This is a genomic window from Cetobacterium sp., assembly GCF_051658645.1.
Taxonomy (GTDB): Bacteria; Fusobacteriota; Fusobacteriia; order Fusobacteriales; family Fusobacteriaceae; genus Cetobacterium_A.
The window spans coordinates 22,186-41,289 of record NZ_JBOFMZ010000068.1; the positions used below are offsets into that span (position 1 = coordinate 22,186).

Annotated in this window: 18 protein-coding genes; all 18 read left to right on the top strand. The window is 27.8% G+C overall.

The window, feature by feature from the left end; translation table 11 throughout:
* Positions 1–21: 21 nt before the first annotated feature.
* The 18 genes from ACRCZX_RS08670 (at position 22) to ACRCZX_RS08755 (ending at position 19,091) form a co-directional block, all read left to right on the top strand.
* A complete protein-coding gene (locus tag ACRCZX_RS08670) occupies positions 22–2,211 on the top strand; it encodes an ATP-dependent helicase (protein WP_438582532.1) in 2,190 nt (729 codons plus the stop codon).
* 16 nt (positions 2,212–2,227) lie between these two features.
* Entirely contained in the window at positions 2,228–3,064 is an 837-nt protein-coding gene (gene lpxC, locus ACRCZX_RS08675; RefSeq protein ID WP_438582533.1) for a UDP-3-O-acyl-N-acetylglucosamine deacetylase, read from the top strand.
* Positions 3,064–3,489, top strand: a complete 426-nt coding sequence (gene fabZ, locus ACRCZX_RS08680) for a 3-hydroxyacyl-ACP dehydratase FabZ (protein WP_438582534.1) — start codon at positions 3,064–3,066, stop codon at positions 3,487–3,489. The genes lpxC and fabZ overlap by 1 nt, the downstream gene beginning before the upstream one ends.
* A 17-nt stretch (positions 3,490–3,506) precedes the next feature.
* Positions 3,507–4,280 carry an acyl-ACP--UDP-N-acetylglucosamine O-acyltransferase gene (lpxA, locus tag ACRCZX_RS08685; RefSeq protein WP_438582555.1) on the top strand — a complete coding sequence of 258 codons (774 nt, stop codon included), beginning with the start codon at positions 3,507–3,509 and terminating at the stop codon, positions 4,278–4,280.
* Positions 4,280–5,083 carry an LpxI family protein gene (locus ACRCZX_RS08690; protein ID WP_438582535.1) on the top strand — a complete coding sequence of 268 codons (804 nt, stop codon included), beginning with the start codon at positions 4,280–4,282 and terminating at the stop codon, positions 5,081–5,083. Before lpxA ends, ACRCZX_RS08690 begins: the two co-directional genes overlap by 1 nt.
* Positions 5,080–6,150 (top strand): lipid-A-disaccharide synthase, encoded by a 1,071-nt coding sequence (gene lpxB, locus ACRCZX_RS08695; protein WP_438582536.1) that lies wholly within the window; start codon positions 5,080–5,082, stop codon positions 6,148–6,150. The genes ACRCZX_RS08690 and lpxB overlap by 4 nt, the downstream gene beginning before the upstream one ends.
* A gap of 25 nt (positions 6,151–6,175) precedes the next feature.
* On the top strand, positions 6,176–7,966 hold the full coding sequence (locus ACRCZX_RS08700; protein ID WP_438582556.1) for an ABC transporter ATP-binding protein: 1,791 nt from the start codon (positions 6,176–6,178) through the stop codon (positions 7,964–7,966).
* Between the two features lie 13 nt (positions 7,967–7,979).
* The gene (gene rph / locus ACRCZX_RS08705) at positions 7,980–8,711 is read left to right on the top strand and encodes a ribonuclease PH (protein ID WP_438582537.1); all 732 of its coding nucleotides are present in this window, start codon (positions 7,980–7,982) and stop codon (positions 8,709–8,711) included.
* Positions 8,711–9,301 (top strand): XTP/dITP diphosphatase, encoded by a 591-nt coding sequence (locus tag ACRCZX_RS08710; RefSeq protein ID WP_438582538.1) that lies wholly within the window; start codon positions 8,711–8,713, stop codon positions 9,299–9,301. The genes rph and ACRCZX_RS08710 overlap by 1 nt, the downstream gene beginning before the upstream one ends.
* 49 nt (positions 9,302–9,350) lie before the next feature.
* Positions 9,351–12,866 carry a chromosome segregation protein SMC gene (smc, locus tag ACRCZX_RS08715; protein ID WP_438582539.1) on the top strand — a complete coding sequence of 1,172 codons (3,516 nt, stop codon included), beginning with the start codon at positions 9,351–9,353 and terminating at the stop codon, positions 12,864–12,866.
* A gap of 15 nt (positions 12,867–12,881) precedes the next feature.
* On the top strand, positions 12,882–13,898 hold the full coding sequence (gene lpxK, locus ACRCZX_RS08720) for a tetraacyldisaccharide 4'-kinase (RefSeq protein ID WP_438582540.1): 1,017 nt from the start codon (positions 12,882–12,884) through the stop codon (positions 13,896–13,898).
* Complete coding sequence (locus tag ACRCZX_RS08725; protein ID WP_438582541.1) at positions 13,888–14,598, top strand: hypothetical protein; 711 nt, start codon at positions 13,888–13,890, stop codon at positions 14,596–14,598. Before lpxK ends, ACRCZX_RS08725 begins: the two co-directional genes overlap by 11 nt.
* A gap of 17 nt (positions 14,599–14,615) precedes the next feature.
* On the top strand, positions 14,616–15,068 hold the full coding sequence (locus tag ACRCZX_RS08730; protein ID WP_438582542.1) for a PTS sugar transporter subunit IIA: 453 nt from the start codon (positions 14,616–14,618) through the stop codon (positions 15,066–15,068).
* Positions 15,069–15,635, top strand: coding sequence for a nicotinate-nucleotide adenylyltransferase (nadD, locus tag ACRCZX_RS08735; protein ID WP_438582543.1), 567 nt, complete (start codon positions 15,069–15,071; stop codon positions 15,633–15,635).
* 112 nt (positions 15,636–15,747) lie between these two features.
* Positions 15,748–16,440 carry an isoprenyl transferase gene (locus ACRCZX_RS08740; protein ID WP_438582544.1) on the top strand — a complete coding sequence of 231 codons (693 nt, stop codon included), beginning with the start codon at positions 15,748–15,750 and terminating at the stop codon, positions 16,438–16,440.
* The gene (locus ACRCZX_RS08745) at positions 16,430–17,242 is read left to right on the top strand and encodes a phosphatidate cytidylyltransferase (protein WP_438582545.1); all 813 of its coding nucleotides are present in this window, start codon (positions 16,430–16,432) and stop codon (positions 17,240–17,242) included. Before ACRCZX_RS08740 ends, ACRCZX_RS08745 begins: the two co-directional genes overlap by 11 nt.
* Before the next feature lie 21 nt (positions 17,243–17,263).
* Positions 17,264–18,418 (top strand): 1-deoxy-D-xylulose-5-phosphate reductoisomerase, encoded by a 1,155-nt coding sequence (dxr, locus tag ACRCZX_RS08750; RefSeq protein WP_438582546.1) that lies wholly within the window; start codon positions 17,264–17,266, stop codon positions 18,416–18,418.
* Positions 18,396–19,091 carry a dTMP kinase gene (locus tag ACRCZX_RS08755; RefSeq protein WP_438582547.1) on the top strand — a complete coding sequence of 232 codons (696 nt, stop codon included), beginning with the start codon at positions 18,396–18,398 and terminating at the stop codon, positions 19,089–19,091. Before dxr ends, ACRCZX_RS08755 begins: the two co-directional genes overlap by 23 nt.
* Positions 19,092–19,104: the final 13 nt, after the last annotated feature.

Below are 19,104 nucleotides of genomic sequence, written 5' to 3' on the forward strand. Positions count from 1 at the left end.
TATAATTTTAAGGGAGAAAATATGAGTATATTAGATAGATTAAACGAGAAACAAAGAGCTGCGGCTCAAAAAATCGAAGGACCATTACTAATACTTGCAGGAGCAGGTTCTGGAAAAACAAGAACAATAACTTATAGAATAGCTCATATGATAAATGAAAAAGGAATCTCACCTTATAAAATATTGGCAGTAACTTTTACGAATAAAGCTGCTAAAGAGATGAGAGAGAGGGTTGAAAATTTAGTTGGAGATGATGCTCACAAAGCTATAATTTCAACATTCCACTCTTTTGGAGTAAGGTTATTAAGAGTTTATGGTGAAAAATTAGGTTATGGTTCAAACTTTACAATATATGATATGGACGATCAAAAACGAGTTGTTAGAAATATAATGAAAGAACTTGTTTTAACAGATAAATCTTTAACAGAAGGAATTGTTGTATCTATAATTTCAAAATTGAAAGAAAATAGTATAACTGTTTCAGATTATGAAAAAGATAATAAATTTGATACTCATTATAAAATAGTTTTAGAATGTTATAGAAGATATATAGGAGTTTTGAAAGAAAATAATGGAATGGATTTTTCAGATATATTAGTAAATCTATATAAACTTTTAGAAATACCTGAAATATTAGAAAAACTTCAAGAAAAATTTAGATATATCATGGTAGATGAATATCAAGATACGAATAATATTCAGTATAATATAATAACTAAAATAGCTTCAAAATATAGAAATATATGTGTAGTTGGAGATGAAAACCAAAGTATTTATGGATTTAGAGGAGCTAATATAAAAAATATATTAGATTTTGAAAAAGAATATAAAGACGCCTTAGTTGTAAAATTAGAAGAAAATTATCGTTCGACATCTGCAATACTGACAGCAGCTAATGAAATAATAAGAAATAATAAAACTTCAAAAGATAAAAATCTTTGGACTAAAAAACCACAAGGTGAATTAATAACAATAAAAGAGTGTATGGATGGAAGATCAGAAGTTAATTACATAATTGAAGAAATTGTAAAAAGAAAAAATTATGGTAAAAATTATAAAGATTTTACAATTCTTTATAGAACAAATGCTCAATCTAGACTTTTTGAAGAGGGGTTATTGAAATATAATATACCTTATAAAGTTTTTGGTGGAATGCAATTCTATCAAAGAGCAGAGATAAAAGATATAATTGCATATTTGACAGTAATAAATAACCCACAAGATACAATAAATTTGAATAGAATTATAAATGTTCCAAAGAGAAAAATTGGTGATAAAGGAATTGAAAAAATAAGAGATTTTGCAAATAAACAAGGAATTCCAATGTTTGAAGCTCTTGGAAGAGGAACAGAAATATCAGGGTTAACAGCGGGAGTAAAAATAGCTCTAGATGAGCTATATACTACACTTAAAGATTTAATAGCAGTTAGTTGTGATGGATCAGTTAGCGAAGTGTTTGATGAACTGATAAGAAGAGTTGGATACTTTACATACTTAAATTCAACTTATGGATCAGAAGCTGAAGGAAGAATTGAAAATGTAGAAGAACTTAAAAATTCAATAGTAGAATTAGAAAAAACAGTAGATTTCTTAAATCTTAGAGAATATTTAGAGAATATATCTTTAGTTAGTGCAACCGATGAGTTAGAAGGAGATGCAGACTATATTAAACTTATGACGATTCATAACTCTAAAGGATTAGAGTTTCCAGTTGTATTCTTAACAGGTGTAGAAGATGATATCTTCCCAGGATCTAAGAAAGTTTTATTTAATCCAGAAGAGCTTGAAGAGGAAAGAAGACTATGTTATGTTGCAATAACAAGAGCTGAAGAAAAATTGTATATAACTCATGCTAAAAGTAGATTTGTATATGGAGAACTTTTAGGAAAGATGAAGTCTAGATTTATAGATGAACTTCCTGAAGGAGTTTTAGAAAGAATGGAAAGAGCTCAAGAGATGCTTCCAAAAACGAGACTTTCACCTGTAGGAACTAAATTAACAGGATTTAAAAATATTATAGATGCAAATGATTTAAAAACACTAAAGAATATTGCCAATTCTCCGTTTGGAATGGGTGAAAAAGTAATACATTCAAAATTTGGATTGGGAAAAGTAGTTGAAATATCAGAGAAAAAAATAGGAGTTCAATTTGTAGATGGAAAAAAAGATATCGCTTTGGTTTTAGCAACAAAGTTTTTAACTAAAGCATAGTTCAAAGGAGAAAGGTATGAAAAGAAAAACTCTTAATAAAGCTGTTCAATATAGTGGTATAGGACTTCATAAAGGAGAGGGAATAAAGATGAATCTTGTTCCAGCAGAAACTGGTGGAATAGTTTTTAAAAGAGTTGATTTAGAAGCTGGAAAGAATATAATTCTATTGAATTTAGAAAATACTTTTGATTTAACAAGAGGAACAAATTTAAAAAATGAATTCGGCGCAGCGATTTATACAATTGAACACTTTTTATCAGCTCTTTATATACTAGAAATAACTGATTTAGTTATAGAATTAGATGGAAATGAATTGCCTATAGGTGATGGTAGTGCTAGTATATTTTTAAAAGTTATTGAGAGTGTAGGAATAAAAGAGTTAGAAGAAAATGTTGATGAAATTGTAATAAAAGAACCATTAAGTTTAACTCTTGGAGACAAGCACATAGTAGCTTTACCATTTGATGGTTACAAAATAACTTACACAATAAAGTTTGATCATACATTTTTAAAAAGTCAGATGTTAGAAGTTATTTTAAATAAAGAATCTTATAAAAATGAAATTGCAAATGCTAGAACATTTGGATTTGATTATGAAGTTGATTACTTAAAAAAGAATAATCTAGCATTAGGTGGAACTTTAGATAATGCAATTGTTGTAAAAGAAGATGGCGTTTTAAATCCTGATGGATTGAGATACGAAGATGAATTTGTGAGACACAAAATTTTAGATTTAATTGGAGACTTAAAAGTCTTAAACAGACCAATTAAAGGTCATATTATAGCTATAAAAGCAGGTCATGCTTTAGATATAGAATTTGCAAAATTACTTAAAAATCAGGAGGAAAAATAATGTTAGATGTTATGGAAATAATGAAAAGAATACCCCACAGATATCCATTTTTATTAGTTGATAGAATTTTAGAGTTGGATAAAGAAGAACAAAAAATAGTTGGATTAAAAAATGTAACTATAAACGAAGAATTTTTTAATGGACATTTCCCAGGACATCCAATAATGCCAGGTGTTTTAATAGTTGAAGGTATTGCTCAGTGTTTAGGAGTGCTTGTTTTAGATGATACAGGAGAAAAAGTACCTTATTTTGCAGCGATAGAAAATGTAAAATTTAAAGCTCCAGTTAGACCAGGAGACCAATTAATATATGAAGTACAAGTAAATAAATTAAGAAGAAATATAGTAAAAGCTACAGGAGTAGCAAAAGTAGATGGTAAAGTAGTAACAGAGGTATCATTTACGTTTACAATTATGGAAAAATAGAGAGTAGGGTGAAAAAAGTGATTGAAGTTCATAATACCGCTATAGTTGAAGAGGGAGCAATACTTGAAGCAGGAGTAAAAATAGGTCCATTTTGCATAGTAGGAAAAGATGTAAAAATAGGAAAAAATACAATCTTACAATCACATGTTGTAGTTGAAGGTATAACAGAGATTGGAGAAAACAATACAATTTATTCATTTGTTTCTATAGGAAAGGCTTCACAAGACTTAAAATATAAAAACGAGCCTACAAAAACTATAATTGGAAACAATAATAATATAAGAGAGTTTGTAACAATACACAGAGGAACAGATGATAGATGGGAAACAAGAATAGGTTCAAACAACTTATTAATGGCTTATGTTCATGTAGCACACGATGTTATAGTGGGAGATAGTTGTATATTGGCAAATGGAGTAACTTTAGCTGGTCACGTAACTGTAGATGATTTCGCAATAATTGGTGGTTTAACACCAGTTCATCAATTTTGTAGAATAGGATCTTATTCGATGATTGGTGGTGGAAGTGCTATAAACCAAGATATATGTCCATTTGTGATGGCAGAGGGCAACAAAGCTGTTATAAGAGGCTTAAACTCAGTAGGACTTAGAAGAAAAGGATTTACTGAAGAGGATCGTTTGAATTTAAAAAAAGCATATAGAATAATTTTTAGAAATGGTGCTCCTTTGAAAGATGCTTTAGCTCAGTTAGAAGTAGAATTTTCAGAGGATAAAAATATAAAATATCTTGTAGAATTTATTAGAAGTAGTAATAGGGGGATTACAAGATAATGAAAAAAATTGGGATAATAGTAGGTAACGGAAAGTTACCTCTATATTTCCTTAGAGAAGCTGTATCGAAAGGAATAGAGGTATACTTAATAGGTCTTTTTGATAGTATTGAAGACGAAATAAAAGCTCATAAAAACTACCGAAAATTTAACATAGGCGAGATAGGCGAGATTGTAAAATTTTTACTTTTAAATGATGTTAAAGAAGTAGTAATGCTTGGAAAAGTTGAGAAATCAATATTATTTGGAGATATGAAACTAGATTATTTTGGCGAAGAGTTGATGAAAAAACTTCCAGATAAAAAGGATGAAACATTGTTATTTGGAGTAATATCTTTTTTAAGATTAAATAAAATAAAGGTTTTACCTCAAAATCATCTTTTAGGAGATATGATGTTTAAAGCAGTAACTTATACACAAAACACTCTTTCTAAAGAAGATCAAAAAACAGTAAAAATAGGTATTGAAGCAGCAAAAGCTTTAAGTTTAGTCGATGCAGGTCAAACAGTAGTGTGTAAAGATTCTTCTGTAGTTGCTTTAGAGGGAATAGAAGGAACAGATAAAACTATTGAAAGAGCTGGAGAATATGCAAAAGAAGATTGTATTATAATAAAAATGGCGAGACCACAGCAAGATATGAGAGTAGATATACCTGCAGTTGGAATAGGAACAATAAAAAAAGCAGTAGAAATAAAAGCAAAAGGGATAGTAGCTGAAGCTAATAAAATGTTATTTTTAGATATGGAAGAATGTATCGAATTAGCTGAAAAAAATAATATATTTATTATTGGAGTGAAAATATGAAAATATTTGTTTCAACAGGAGAAGTTTCAGGAGATTTACATTTATCATACTTAGTTAAAGAAGCTAAACAGCTAGATTCTACAGTTCAATTTTATGGAGTTGCTGGAAAGCACTCTGAAAAAGCGGGAGTTACTATAATTCAAGATATAGATGAGTTGGCTCTAATGGGATTTGTAGAAGCGATAAAAAAATATAGTTATTTAAAAAACAAAGCAAAAGAGTATTTAGAATTTATAAAGAAAGAAAATATAAAAAAAGTTATCATGGTTGACTATGGAGGTTTTAATCTTAAATTTCTTCAAATGTTAAAAAATGAAATTAAAGATATAGAAGTTTTCTTTTATATCCCTCCGAAGCTTTGGATATGGGGAGAGAAAAGAATAACCAAATTAAAACGAGCAGACCATATTATGGTTATATTTCCTTGGGAAGTTGATTTCTATAAAAAACACGGTGTAAAAGTAGAATATTATGGAAATCCATTTACAGAAAGATACAAAAAAATAGATAGAAGTGAAGATAAAATTCTATTACTTCCTGGAAGTAGAAAGCAAGAAATAAAATCTTTGATGCCTCATTTTTTAGAAATTGTAAATAAAAATAAAAATAAAAAATATCTTTTAAAACTATCTTCAAAAGAACATTTAAAATGGATTGATGAAGATTTAACAAAATATAAAAACTTAGAAGTAAGTTATGATTTAAGTTTAGAAACTGCAGTAGCAAAAAGTAAAATAGCAATAGCAGCATCAGGAACAGTAACGTTAGAGCTAGCTTTAATGGGGATACCAACTATTGTAGTGTATAAAACAAGTGCAATCAATTACTTTATAGCAAAGCATATACTAAAAGTTGGATTTGTATCATTACCAAATCTTACTTTGAATGAAGAAGTATTTCCAGAACTACTTCAAAATAAATGTGTTGTATCAGAAATAGAAAAAACAATAAATATACTTTTAAAAGATTTGAGATCTGTAAATAAAAATATTGAAAGAATAAGAGAAAAACTTTCAGGAGTAGATATTACAAAAAAGTATGCTGAATTTTTATTGAAAGGAAAATAAAATGGAAAACAAGAATAAATTTGATTTGAAAATAATGGGGTTTTTTAAAAATAAATCTTTAAAAACTTTTTTAAAATATAGTTTAAAGTATAAAGTAGCTATGATAGGAGTGATAATTTTATCCACAGTAACCTCTTTAATGAGTGCTGTTCCAGCATGGTTAAGTAAATACTTAATAGATGATGTTTTAGTTAAAAAAAATTCCAAAATGATGACAATGGTAATTGGAGGAATATTTTTATCTACAATTATAAAAGTAGTTGCAAATTATTTTGCTGATATATCATCAGGTTATATAACAGAAAAAATAAGAAGAGATATCAAAATAGATGTTTTTTCACATCTACAAAAATTACCAATAGCTTATTTCAAACAAAATAAACTTGGAGATTTAATGGCAAGACTTTCTGGAGACTCAACAACTCTTGGAAGAATAGGTTTTATGCTATTTGATATGTTAAAAGAGTTTGTAACAGTGTTAGCTCTTTTAGTTAGAATGTTTCAAGTTAATGTAGTGTTAGCCTTAATATCCTTAACAGTGTTACCAGCAATACTGTCATTGGTAAAAAAATATACTAAAAAAATAAGAAAAACTGGAAGAATTAGACAAGATACAGTAGGAGATGTAACTGCATTTGTTCAAGAAGCGTTATCTGGGATTTCTGTTATAAAAGGTTTTAATAGAAGTGATAAAATAATAAATGAATATAGAGATGTAACTCAAGATGAGTTTGATAAGATTTATAAAGCTACAAAAATAAAAGCAAAAGTTTCTCCAATAAATGAGATTCTTTCAACTATAATGATACTTTTAGTTGCTGCTTATGGTGGATATCAAATAATTATAACAGAAACAATGACACCAGGAGATTTAATATCGTTTATAACAGCAATAGGTCTTATGCAACAACCTTTAAAAACATTGATAAAAAGAAACAGTGAGTTACAAGAAGCTTTGCCGTCTGCAGATAGAGTTATAGAAATTTTAGATGTAGATTTAGAAGCAGATTATATTGGAGAAGCTCCAAAAGATGTACCTGAGATTATAAATACAATCAATTTTAAAAATGTAGATTTTAAGTATGATGATGGAGATGAAAAAGTTTTAAAAAACTTTAATCTAGATGTTAAAGCTGGAGAAGTAGTAGCTTTAGTAGGTAAAAGTGGAAGTGGAAAAACAACACTAGTAAATTTACTACCAAGATATTATGATATAACTTCTGGAAGTATAAAAATAAATAATGTAGATATTAGAGAGATGTCATTAGAAAAATATAGAAATCATATAGGAATTGTTCCTCAAGAAACATTTTTATTTAGCGGAACTATAGGAGAAAATATAGGCTTTGGAAAAGATTCTGTTTCTTATGATGAAATAATGAATGCAGCAAAAATGGCAAATGCTTATGATTTTATAATGGAATTACCAAATAAATTTCATACAGAGGTAGGAGAAAGAGGGGTACTTCTTTCTGGAGGACAAAAGCAAAGAATAGCAATAGCTAGGGCTTTAATTCAAAATCCGAGTATAATGATATTAGACGAAGCAACTTCAGCATTAGATACAGAATCAGAAAGATTAGTACAAGATGCTTTAGATAAATTAATGAATGGAAGAACAACATTTGTTATAGCTCACAGACTTTCAACAATATTAAATGCTGATAAAATTGTTGTAATGGAAAATGGAGAGATAAAAGAAGTTGGAAATCATGAACAATTATTGAAAAAAAATGGAATATATCGAAAACTTTACGAAATTCAGTTTGGTAAGATTGAATCTAAAAAACTAGATATCGTAAAGGAATATGTATAAAAAGGATGAGATGATGATAAGAGAAGACGGAAGACAAACAAACGAAAAAAGAGTAGTAAAAGTAACAAGAAATTACACAATGTATGCAGAGGGGTCTGTATTGATAGAGATGGGAAATACGAAAGTAATTTGTACAGCATCAGTTGTAGAGAAGGTACCACCATTTTTAAGAAACCAAGGTAAAGGATGGATAACAGCAGAATATTCAATGCTACCAAGAGCAACAGGTGAAAGAAATCAGAGAGAAGCTGCTAAAGGTAAACTTGGTGGAAGAACTATGGAAATTCAAAGATTAATAGGTAGAGCTTTAAGAGCTTGTATTGATTTAGAGAAGCTAGGAGAGAGAACAATAACAATAGATTGTGATGTAATTCAAGCTGATGGTGGAACAAGAACAACATCTATAACAGGTGGATTTATAGCTTTAGAGATGGCTATGAAAAGATTAATAGAGAAAGGTTTACTTACAGTGAATCCAATTGTTTCTAACATTGCAGCTGTTTCAGTTGGAATAGTAAAAGGAACTCCAGTATTAGATTTAATGTATACTGAAGATTCAGTAGCAGAAGTAGATATGAATGTAATAATGAATGATAAAGGTGAATTTATAGAAATACAAGGAACTGGAGAAGAAGCTACATTTGCTAGAAGAGATTTAAACTTAATGCTAGATTTAGCTGAAAAAGGAATTTATGAGTTAATTGAGCTTCAAAAAAAAGAGATAGAAGAGGAGTTCTCAAAGTAATGAAGATATTTTTAGCCACAGGAAATAAAAAAAAGATAGATGAAATGGCAAAAATTTTGGAAAATTCAAAGTTTGAAATTCTTTCAATAAAAGACGGAATAGATATTCCTGAAGTTATAGAAGATGGAAATACATTTGAAGAAAACTCAAGAAAGAAAGCTTTAGAAATAGCAAAGTTTACTAATATGATTACTATTTCTGATGACTCTGGACTTTGTGTAGAGGCTCTAAATGAAGCGCCAGGAGTTTATTCTGCTAGGTATGCAGGTGAAGGTTCTAGTGATTCTGATAACAATGAAAAGCTTATTCATGATTTAAAAGGTATAAAAAATAGAAAAGCTAAATTTGTAACGGTTATAACTTTAGGAAAACCAAATGGAGAGTCATACTCTTTCAGAGGAGAGATTGAAGGTATAATTATAGATACAGCAAAAGGAAAAGAAGGATTTGGTTATGATCCACACTTTTATTTGCCAGAGTATGAAAAAACATTTGCAGAAATGCCTGAGATGAAAAATAAAATTAGCCATAGAGCAAAAGCTTTAAAAGCCTTAAATAATGGAATTGATAAGATATTAAATAGAGGCTAACCTAAAATAGGTTAGCTTTTTTTACGATAAAGGTTGTTAGGGAGAAAAAATGTACTTAAAATGTGTTGAGATTTATGGATTTAAATCTTTTGGCGAAAGAATAAAAATTAACTTTGATGGTGGGATAACATCAATTGTTGGTCCAAATGGAAGTGGAAAATCAAATATATTAGATGGTATACTATGGGTTTTAGGAGAACAATCATATAAAAATATAAGAGCAAAAGAGGGGAAAGATATTATATTTTCTGGTGGAGAGGGAAAAAAAGCAGCTAATTATGCGGAAGTTTCACTTTTTATAGACAATAAAGATCAATTTTTCCCAATTGAAGCTGAAAATATAAAAATAACAAGAAAGATGTCGATAAATGGTGACAATGATTATCTAATAAATGATAAAAAAGTTAGATTAAAAGATATAGGAGAACTATTTTTAGACACTGGAGTAGGAAAAAGTGCATACTCTGTAATAGGACAAGGAAAAGTCGAAAGAATAATTTCATCTTCAAACAAAGAGATAAAAAGCATAATAGAAGAAGCAGCAGGAGTAAAAAAATTTCAATATAAAAAGTTAGAAGCTGAAAAAAGATTAGAAAAAGTTGAAAATGAACTTGAAAAAATAGAACTTGTTTTAAATGAAATTGGAAAAAATAGATTTAGAATAGAAAAACAATCTAAAAAAGCTGTAGAGTATTTAACAGTAAAAGATGAAAAAAACTCGCTGCAAAAGGCAGTATTAACTTTTGATTTAAACTCTAAAGAAGAAACTGTAAAGTCTAGTGAAAAAGAGAAAGAAAGACTTCAAAGTATAACTGGAACTTTAGATGAGGAGTTAAAAACAGCAGAGCTAGAGATAAACAAGATTGAAGAAAGAAGAAAAGAACTTTATGAAAAAATAGATAATTTTTCAGAGAGTAATACATTTTTAAAATCAGAAATAGAGAGTTTGGAAAAAGAAGAGATTAGAGCAAGAGAGAGAATGTCTTCATATACTAGAGAATTAAATCAAAGAGAAGAGGAAATTATCTCTTTAGATAAAATAATAACTTCAAAAAATGAAATCTCTGAAAAATTAAAAATAGAAAAACAAAGAGTTTTAGAAAAAGTATCAGAAATTGAAAGCAAGAACAAAGAATTTGAAAAATCTATAGGTGAAAAAGAAAATCTAAAAAAAGATAAAGAGATTGGAATAGAACTTAAAAAAAGAAAAATAATGGATTTAGAAGTAGAAAAGTTAAAGCTTTTAAATGAAATTGAAAGTTCAACAAGAAGAATGAAAAATAGTGAATTTAAAATAAATTCTTTAAAAGATGAAAGCAATACTTTTGTTCAAAAAATAGATGAGAATAAAGCTGAGTTAGATAAAGCTTTAAAAAATAGAGATTTAAAGTTAAAAAAATTAAAAGAAACAGAAGAAAGACAAATAAAGTTAGAACAAGAGATAAGTGATTTAAGTAGAGAGATGAATAAGTCATCAGAATTAATAAGAAGTACTGAGTTTGAAGAGAGTAGAGCTTCTGCTAGACTTGGAGGGCTATATAGAATACAAGACAGCAACGAAGGTTTCTATAAAGGTGTTAAAGAAGTATTGAATGCTAAAATAGTTGGTGTAGAAGGAGCTGTAATTTCTTTGATAACTGTTCCTGAGAGTTATCAAAAAGCTATTGAAGCAGCAATACCAGGAAATCTACAGGATATTGTTGTAAGTGATAGTGAAGTTGCTAAAAAGTGTATCACTATTTTAAAAGAAAAAAAAGCTGGAAGAGCTTCATTTTTAGCTTTAGATACAATTAAAGTAAATTCGATAAAAGAGATACCAAAGCTAGAAGGAGTTATAGGAAGAGCTTCTGAATTAGTAAGTTTTGAAAAAAGATATTCTAAAATTTTAGATATGTTATTAGGAAATATTTTGATTGTAACAGAAACGGATGTAGCTTTAAAAATATTAAAATCAAATAGTTATACAGGAAATATAGTTACTCTTTCTGGAGAACTCTTGAGTTCTAGAGGAAGAATAACTGGTGGAGAAAATAGCAATTCAATTGTTAGTCAAATATTTGAAAGAAAAAAAGAGATTAAAGCTTTAGAAGATAATATAAATAATATGAAAATTAAATTAAAAGAGTGGAATGAAAGCGTAGAATTAATGAGTGAAAAACTTCAAAAATATGAAGACGAAATTGGAAATATAGATGCCTTAGAAGATTCTTTAAGAAAACAAACGAAAATAGCTGAAGAAAGTTATTCTGATTTGAAATCAAAATTAGAAAAATTAGAAAAAGATGAGAGAATTGTTCTTATAGAAATTGCAGAAGAGGAAAATTATAGTAAAGAATATGCTAAAAGAGTAAATAACTCTCAAAGTGAAAAGAATATAACAGAAAAAGTAGTCGTTGATTTAAAAAATGAACTTGATAATGAAAATATATTCATTGTAAATTTAAACGCTGAAATAAATAGATTAAAAGATCAATTTTCAGATATAAGAATATTATATTTAAATAGTAAAGATAGGTTTATTCAAATTCAAAAAGAAGAAGATAAAGAAAAAAATGAAATTATTGAAATTATTGAGAAAAAAGATAAACTAAAAAATATTTTAATAGAAATAAAAAAAGAGCTTGAAAAATTAGAGAAAAAGGCTCATACTATAATAGCTCAAATTGAGAATAAAAATTCAAAATTTGAAAATGAAAATGCTGAATTAAAAGAGATGAAAAAAGAAGACCATATTTTAGAAACAAAATCAAAAGAGTTAGTAAAGATATCTAGAGAGATAGAATCAAGTTTATTTAAAGATAGAGAAATTTTAAATAGAGAGTTAGAGAGAAAAGATAGAATATCTAAAGAAATATCAGAAATCTTAGTTCAACTAGAAGAGTTACTAGAAGTAGAGGTTTATTGTTTAGAAGAATCTGATGTTAAAGTTTCAAGAGCTAAAGTAAGAGAGTTAGAATTAAAATTAAAAAGCTTTGATTCTGTAAATCTTCTTTCTATTGAAGAGTTTAAAGAGTTAGATAATAAATATAAATTTATTGATATCCAAAGAGAAGATTTAGCGAAAGGTAAAAAAAGTTTATCATTTCTAATAAAAGAGATAAATGAAAAGATAGAACAAAAATTCTATGAAGCATATGATGATATAAATAAAAACTTTAATGAGATGTGTATGCAAACATTAGATAACTCAGAAGGAAGTTTATCACTTCATAATAGTGAGGAATTTACAAACTGTGGTGTTGAAATATCTGTAAAACATAAAAATAAAAAGAAACAAGCACTATCATTATTATCAGGTGGAGAAAAATCAATGGTAGCTATAGCGTTTATAATGGCAATATTTATGTATAAACCGAGTCCTTTTACATTCCTAGATGAAATAGAAGCAGCTCTTGATGAAAAAAATACTAGAAAGTTAATAGGGAAATTAAAAGAGTTTACAGATAGATCTCAATTTATTTTAATAACACATAATAAAGAAACTATGAAAGCTTCAGACTCTCTTTATGGGGTAACAATGAATAAAAAAATAGGTATATCTAAATTGGTTCAAGTAAAAATTTAGTGAAGAGAGGAAAAAATGAAACTTTTATCGTATATATATTTTTTAATAACCTCAATACGAAATTGGCTTTACGATAAAAGGTATCTTAAAATAAATGAGATACCATTTGTTGACATTTTATGTGTAGGAAATATAACTGTTGGAGGAACAGGTAAAACTCCAGCAGTTCAATTCTTTGCAAAAAAACTTCTGAAAATGGATAGGAAAGTGGCAATAGTATCAAGGGGATATAGGGGAAAAAGAAAAGTCGACCCACTAATAGTGAGTGATGGAAAAAAAATAATGGTATCACCAAAAGAAAGTGGAGATGAGCCATATATTCACGCTTTAAATTTAAAAATACCTGTTATAGTAGGAAGAAATAGACACACAGCTTGTAAATTAGCAGTTGAAAAGTTTGGAGTAGATACTATAATATTAGATGATGGTTTTCAACATAGAAAGCTTAAAAGAGACAGAGATATAGTACTTATTGATGCTACCAATCCATTTGGATGGGGTGCGTTATTACCAAAAGGAACTTTAAGAGAAGATTTTCAAAAAGCTGGAGAGAGAGCAACTGAGTTTATAATTACAAAATCAGATTTAATATCTGAAAGTGAATTAGAAACAATAAAAAGATTTTTAAAAGTAAAATTTAAAAAGCCAGTTTCAGTTGCAAAACATGGAGTAACATCACTTTGTGATATAAAAGGGAATGCAAAGCCATTGTTTTGGGTAGCTGGAAAAAGAGTTTTACTTTTTTCTGGGTTAGCAAATCCTCTTAATTTTGAAAAAACGGTTATATCATTAAACCCTCAGTATATTGAAAGAGTTGATTTTATGGATCACCATAGTTTTAAAGAAAAAGATTTTGAAGTTATAAAAAAGCGAGCAAAATCTATGGATGCAGATTTTATAATAACAACTGAAAAAGATTTAGTAAAATTACCAAAAAATCTAAAAATGGACAATTTATTTGTTCTTAAAATAGAGTTTACAATGTTAGAAGATAATAGTTTAAAAGGATTTGGTGAAAAAAATGAAAATTAGAATTGAAAACAGAATTGCAAAAGTAGTTCAAAATGCAGAAATTTTAGATAAAAGAGCATACTTTACCCTAGATGTAGATGGAGTTGTAAAAAGAAAAAATATGAATTATACAATACCAGGAATGGTTTTTTGTGAAGATGATAGTATTTTTAATACAATATTAGAAAAAGAATCAAATAAAATAGAGAGAGAAAAAGAAAAGAAGATTGATAGACTTTCAAATATCTCTTTAGAAAAATTAAAAGATAATTTTGTTAAATTGGTTGTAAAAGGTGAAATTGAATTTTCAAAAAGATATGGAAAAGAATTAGCTTTAAGAAATTCAGAAGAGTTTTTAAAAGTATTGTTTAATTTATCACTAATGGATAATCCCGAGTTTAACAAGCCTTTAATGGCATTAGCAATGAAAGAAATTCTGAATAGTGTAGGTTGGATTGATGAAATTGGTTATTTAGTAATAAGTTACTTTACAAAACAAAAATATGATTTAAATGCTTTAGAGAATGCTCTTGAAACAGAAACAGTTTTAAGTAATGACATTGAAAATTTATCTCTAGTAGCTTATAAAAAAGTTTTAAATGCTTATAGCTATAAAAATGAAAAAAAATACAAAAATATTTTAAATACAGAAATTTTAAAAAATGAAGAAAAAGAAATGTCAGAAATAGAAAAACAAATATTAAAAAATATAAAATTTTAAAAATGGGAGCTGTGGAATTGTTGAAATATTTTGATGTGAAAATGATAAAAATGTTAGATGATAAATATATTTCAAAAGAAGATGTATTAAAAAAAATGGTGGAAAATATATGTCATAATTCAGATTTTATTTTAGACAAAGAAGTTTTTTATGAAGCGGTTTTAGAAAGAGAAAAAATAGGTTCGACAGCTATTGGAGTTGGAGTTGCAATTCCACATGCAAGAGTTGAAGTTGTAAAAAAAATTATTGTATCAATTTATATATTGAAAAATCCTATAGATTTTAATTCTTTAGATGGTGAAAAAGTCAAAATAGTAATATTAGTTGCAGCACCAAAAGAGGAAAGTAAAAAATATTTAGAGCTGTTATCATCTTTATCTAAAATGTTCAGAAATAAAAAAAATCGAGAAAGCATCTTGGAGTGTAGCACGAGTGAATCACTAATAAAGGCTGTTCAGGAGTTGTCTTAGATGAAGATTGGTATTTATGGTGGAAGCTTTAATCCTATCCATAACGGGCATGTTTATATAGCAGAAATGATGATAAAATATTTAGAGTTGGATAAGTTGTTGATAATTCCAGTAGGAGAGCCATCTCATAGAGAAAATATATTGTTAGATGGAAATATAAGGTTAGAAATGTGCAGAATAGCTTTTCAAAAAAATACAAAAATAGAAGTTTCGGATATTGAAATAAATTCAAATGAAGTTTCATATACTTATGATACTCTTTTAAAAATTGTAAAAAAATATCCAGATTCAGAGTATTTTGAAATTATTGGTGAAGACTCATTGGCATATTTTGACAAATGGAAAAACTACAAGGATATTTTAAAAATAGCAAAAGTAGTAGTTCTAAAAAGAGAAGGCTACAAAACAAATTTAAAAAATAGAAATTTAATTCAATTGAAAAATCCATTTTTAAATTACTCTTCAACAATGGTTAGAAAAGCAATTTTATTAGGAGAAAGCGTAGATAATATGCTTCCTAAAAATGTTGTTGAATTTATAAAAAACAAAAAGTTATATAAAGATTAAAAAGAGGTAGAATAAAAACTACCTCTTTTGTTCATTTAAAGGCCATATTTTTTATGGAATTTTCTTTCTAAATATGGTAAAATTTAATGATTTAGTGAGAGGAGAAAGAAAAATGACTTTATTAGTACCGAAACATATCGCTATAATTATGGACGGAAACGGGCGTTGGGCAAAATCAAAAAATATGCCTAGAACTTACGGTCATAAAGCTGGTGCAGATACATTAAGAAAAATATTGACTTCTTGTGGCGAATTAGGAGTTGAATATCTAACAGTTTATGCTTTTTCAACCGAAAATTGGAAAAGAGCTAAAGAAGAAGTAGACGCATTGATGTTTCTTTTTAAAACTTATTTGAAAAACGAAAAAAAAGTTTTGATGAAAAAAAATGTGAAGTTTATAGTTTCAGGTAGAAAAGAAGGGGTTAGTGTAGGATTATTAAATGAAATTAAAAAGTTGGAGGATGCAACATCTGGAAATACAGGAATAACTTTAAATATAGCTTTTAACTATGGAGGGAGATCCGAATTAGTTGATGCTATAAAAAAAATTGTAGAGAATGGTGAAAAAGATATAACAGAATCAACTGTAGAAAAATATTTATATAATCATTTACCAGATCCAGAGTTGTTGATAAGAACAAGTGGAGAAATAAGAATTTCTAATTTTTTATTGTGGCAGATAGCTTATTCTGAAATATATATTACAGATACTCATTGGCCAGATTTTAATGAAGCTGAATTATTAAAAGCAATAGAAAGTTATCAAAAAAGAGACAGACGTTTTGGAGGAGTAAATGTTAAATAGAATATTGGTGGCTTTAATAGGAATACCACTTTTAATGATGATATTATTAAAAGGAGGGTTTTTACTATTATTGTTTGTAAACTTTATAATTTTAGTAGGACTTTTTGAGTTCTTTAAAATGGCGGAGATAGGTGGTAAAAAACCAGAGGTAAGATTAGGTTACTTAGCGGGATTGGCTATTCCAAATATAATTTATTTTTCAACTGTAGATAATTTAACATTAATATTCATGCCAGTTATTCTATTAACAATACTTTTAATAGGAAAAAGAGTTTTACAAAATAAAGTTGAAAATTCAAGTAGAGATATAGGAATCACTGTTTTAGGAGTGATTTATATTTCTGGATTATTCTCACATTTATTATTGATGAAAAATATTCCTAATGGAGGTAAATGGCTTTTAACAATTCAAATTTTAGTTTGGGTTTGTGATTCATTTGCATATTTCACAGGAATGGGAATAGGAAGAAAAATATTTAAGAGAGGATTTAGTTCAATAAGCCCTAAAAAATCAATAGAAGGATCTATTGGCGGAACAGTATTTACAATGTTGGCAATCTATTTATTAAATAGATTTTTAGGACTATTCTCTCAAGATAAAAATATCGTTATAGTATTACTTGTAGGATTTTTGATAAGTATGGTTGCCCAAATAGGCGATTTAGGGGAATCTATGTTTAAAAGAGAATTTAAAGTTAAAGATTCAGGAAGATTGTTAGGAGAACATGGTGGAATATTAGATCGATTTGATAGTATGTTGTTTGTTGTTCCAGTTGTGTACTATTTATTGAAATTAATCTAAAAAATAAGTAAGGAGAAAAGTATGAAAAATATTACTATTTTAGGTTCTACAGGAAGTATTGGAACGAATGCTTTAAAAGTTATAAAAGAGAAGAAAGATAAATTTAAAGTTATAGGAATATCAGGATATTCAAATTTTGATCTTCTTAAAAAGCAGATAGAAGAGTTCCAACCTAAATATATATGCATTGGAAGTAAATCAGCAGCAGAAGAACTAAAAATACTTTATCCAGAAAAAATTATTTATTTTGGAGATGAAGGATTGAAAAATATGGGTGCTTTAGATGAAGCTGATATAGTTTTAACTGCGATAAGTGGATCTATTGGGATTGAGGCAACTGTAGAAGCTATAAAAAAAGAGAAGAGAATAGCTTTAGCAAATAAAGAAACAATGGTTGCTGCAGGAGAATATATCAATAAGCTTTTAAAAAAATATCCAAAAGCAGAGGTTATTCCAGTTGATAGTGAACATTCAGCATTGTTTCAAAGTATGCAAGGAAGTGGAAAAAACGAAGTTAAAACACTTATAATAACTGCGAGTGGTGGTACATTTAGAGGGAAAACATTAGAATATTTAAAAAATGTAACTGTTGAAGAAGCCTTAAAACATCCAAATTGGTCTATGGGAAAAAAAATAACTATAGATTCGTCAACTTTGGTTAATAAAGGATTAGAAGTTATAGAAGCCCATATGTTGTTTAATATAGACTATGATAACATTGAAGTTTTAGTACATCCTCAAAGCATAGTTCACTCAATGGTTGAATTTGTAGACAGCTCTATAATAGCTCAAATTGGAGTTCCAGATATGAAGCTACCAATTCAGTATGCATTTACGTATCCAGATAGAGAAGCGAGCACAGCACTAGAAAAATTGAATTTAAAAAAATTAAAAGAATTAACTTTTGATGAGATAAATAGTGATGTTTTCAAAGGTGTTCAACTAGCTTTTAAAGCTGGAAGAATCGGAAAAAGTATGCCTTGTGTTTTTAATTCTGCAAACGAAGTAGCAGTGGAGTTGTTTTTAAAAGGTAAAATTAAATTTTTAGATATATATGAAATTATAGAAAGTGCTATGGCTCAACATGAATTAAAAGCTATAGAAACTTTAGAGATTATAAAAAATATAGATAAAGAAACAAGAAAGTGGGTTTATGAAAATTATGGAAGAGATTAGAAAAGGTAAACTTATAGTTATAGAAGGAACTGATTCAAGTGGAAAAGAAACTCAAACAGCACTTTTATTTGAAAGATTATTATATAAAATTGAAAATATTAGAAAAATATCATTTCCAAATTATGAAAGCCCTGCTTGTGAACCAGTGAAAATGTATTTAGCTGGAGAGTTTGGAACGGATGCAACTGCAGTAAATCCATATCCAGTTTCAACAATGTATGCTATTGATAGATACGCTTCTTATAAAAAAGATTGGGGAAGTTTCTATAATGCTGGTGGAGTTATTGTAACCGATAGGTATACAACATCAAATATGGTTCATCAAGCTTCAAAAATAGATAATCCATCTCAAAAAGAAGATTATTTAAATTGGTTGGAAGATTTAGAATATAATAAAATGGGGATTCCGAGACCAGATTTAGTTATTTTTTTAAATATGCCTACAGAAACAGCTCAAATACTTATGGCAGAAAGAAAAAATAAAATTACTGGAGAATCAAAAAAAGATATACATGAAAAAGATATTGAATATTTAAAAAAATCTCATAAAAATGCTACAGAAATATCTAGAAAATACTCTTGGGCAGAAGTTAAGTGTGTAGAAAACAATCAGCTTAAAACAATTGAAGAAATTTCAAATGAAATATTTGAAATTGTAAAAAGAGCTTTATAATTGGAGGGGGAAA